At 66.4% G+C, this 1826-nt stretch carries 2 protein-coding genes and 1 pseudogene; 2 read left to right on the top strand and 1 reads right to left on the bottom strand.

The window, feature by feature from the left end:
- Positions 1 to 569, bottom strand: a 569-nt coding sequence (locus G6016_RS13595) for a cbb3-type cytochrome c oxidase subunit I (protein ID WP_479682411.1), incomplete at its 3' end; no start/stop codon positions are given.
- A 118-nt stretch (positions 570 to 687) separates the two neighbouring features.
- Here G6016_RS13595 and G6016_RS13590 point away from each other — a divergent pair.
- On the top strand, positions 688 to 1371 hold the full coding sequence (locus G6016_RS13590; protein ID WP_182633169.1) for a Crp/Fnr family transcriptional regulator: 684 nt from the start codon (positions 688 to 690) through the stop codon (positions 1369 to 1371).
- A 153-nt stretch (positions 1372 to 1524) separates the two neighbouring features.
- Positions 1525 to 1826, top strand: a pseudogene (locus G6016_RS13585) (hypothetical protein); the annotation flags it as partial.

Here is a 1826-nt window from a genome sequence, read left to right as displayed (position 1 = left end):
ACGAAGTTGACCGCACCGAGGATGGTGCCGATGCCGCCGATCGCGACACCGAGGATCCACAGGTCGGCACCGACGTTCGGTGAGTGGATCTTGTCCGCCAGCGGCATGTACATAGTCCAGCCGAAGGAGGCCGCGCCGCCCGGGGTGAGGAAGCCCGACAGTGCCACGATGCCGCCGAAGGTGAACAGCCAGAACCCGTAGGCGTTCAGGCGCGGGAACGCCACGTCCGGGGCGCCGATCTGCAGCGGCATCACGTAGTTGCCGATCCCGATCACGATCGGGGTGGCGTAGAACAGCAGCATCACCGTGCCGTGCATGGTGAACAGCTGGTTGAACTGCTCGTTCGACAGGAACTGCATGCCGGGGAAGAACAGTTCCGCGCGGACGAGCAGCGCCATGAGCCCGCCGATGAAGAAGAACACGAAGCAGGTGATGACGTACATCACGCCGATCTGCTTGTGATCGGTCGTGGTGAGCATCTGCCACGGGGTCTGCCCGGTCCGTGGACGGAGCACCGGGGCCCGGCCCGCTTCCTCTCCACTGCTCGTGGGGACCAGCGTTGATGACATAGCACTCCCTAGCGAAGACGTGCCTCCGACGCTAGGCACCCCTGTCACGGAATGCATTGACGCAGATCAAGTTCTGTCGGCGGTGGCCCGCCGCTGACCAGCCGGGGACAATGAGGGCATGTCCGGTATTCACGATCTGCAGGCGGTCACCGGGTCATTGCTATTCGCCGGCACCCCGGCGGAGTGTCGGGATCAGCTCGTCGCGTCCTCCCACATCGTGGAGGTCGAGGCGGGGACGGTCGTGCAGTCGCCGGGGGAGACAATCTCACGACTCTTCCTCGTCATGTCAGGAACACTGCACGTCGTCCACAGTGATCGTGCCGGGCACCGCCGAATCGTGCGGATCATCGGCCGCGAGGATCACTACGGACTGACCGAACTCGCCCTCGACTGCCCTGCCCGCCACCTGGTGGAGGCCGCCGAGCCCTGCGTCCTGGCCGAGATTCCCTTCGACGTATTGAGAAGGCTGTCCGTCGAGTGTCCCGAACTCCAGCGCTCGCTCAACCAGGCGCTGGCCAGAAAGAACGCCGAGTGCGAGCACCTGCTGATCTCCCTCACCTCGGAGGATGTGGTCACCCGGGTCGTGTCCTATCTGCTCTCGCTGCCGCGGCTGCCCGACCCGGAGGGCCACGGCCGATCCCTGGTCCGGCTGCCAGTGTCGCAGGCCGACCTCGCGTCCCACCTGGGAACCACCCCGGAATCGGTGAGCCGGCGGCTGCACGACCTCATCAGCCGAGGCGAGATCGAGCGCACGGGGTCCCGCGAATTCGCCCTCGACGAGGAACTGCTCGCCGAATACTGAGCCTCCCCCGGATCCGGTTATCCGAACCGTATCCGGATCGAGACCTGCACTGGCGTAACCGAACTCGGCGGACACTCGATATCCATGGTGTCGCCCGGCGCGGGTGACCTCACCCAGACACTTGCCCGTGACGACCGATCGTCAGGAGTACCCATGTCGACTTCCGCCCATACCCGACTGCCCGTCGCGATCTCAGCGTTGGCCCTGCTCGCTATCCCTCTGACCGCCTGCTCCGGTGATGACTCCTCCGGGGATATGGCGACCTCGTCGTCGTCACATTCTTCTGGCGCGGCTCCCACCTCCCCGGGCGATCAGGCCGGGGCCACGGCAACCACTGCGAACGCCGGGGGCACGGCGACAACCACCGTGTCCGGCGCCGATGGTGGCGGTGACCAGGCGGGCGGCGCGGGTGGCGGCCACGGCTCGGGCCCCAACGGTGACTCCGCCCAGCCCGC

The organism is Dietzia aerolata, assembly GCF_014144865.1.
Classification (GTDB): Bacteria; Actinomycetota; Actinomycetes; order Mycobacteriales; family Mycobacteriaceae; genus Dietzia; species Dietzia aerolata.
This window is presented reverse-complemented; position numbering and strand designations above follow the sequence as displayed.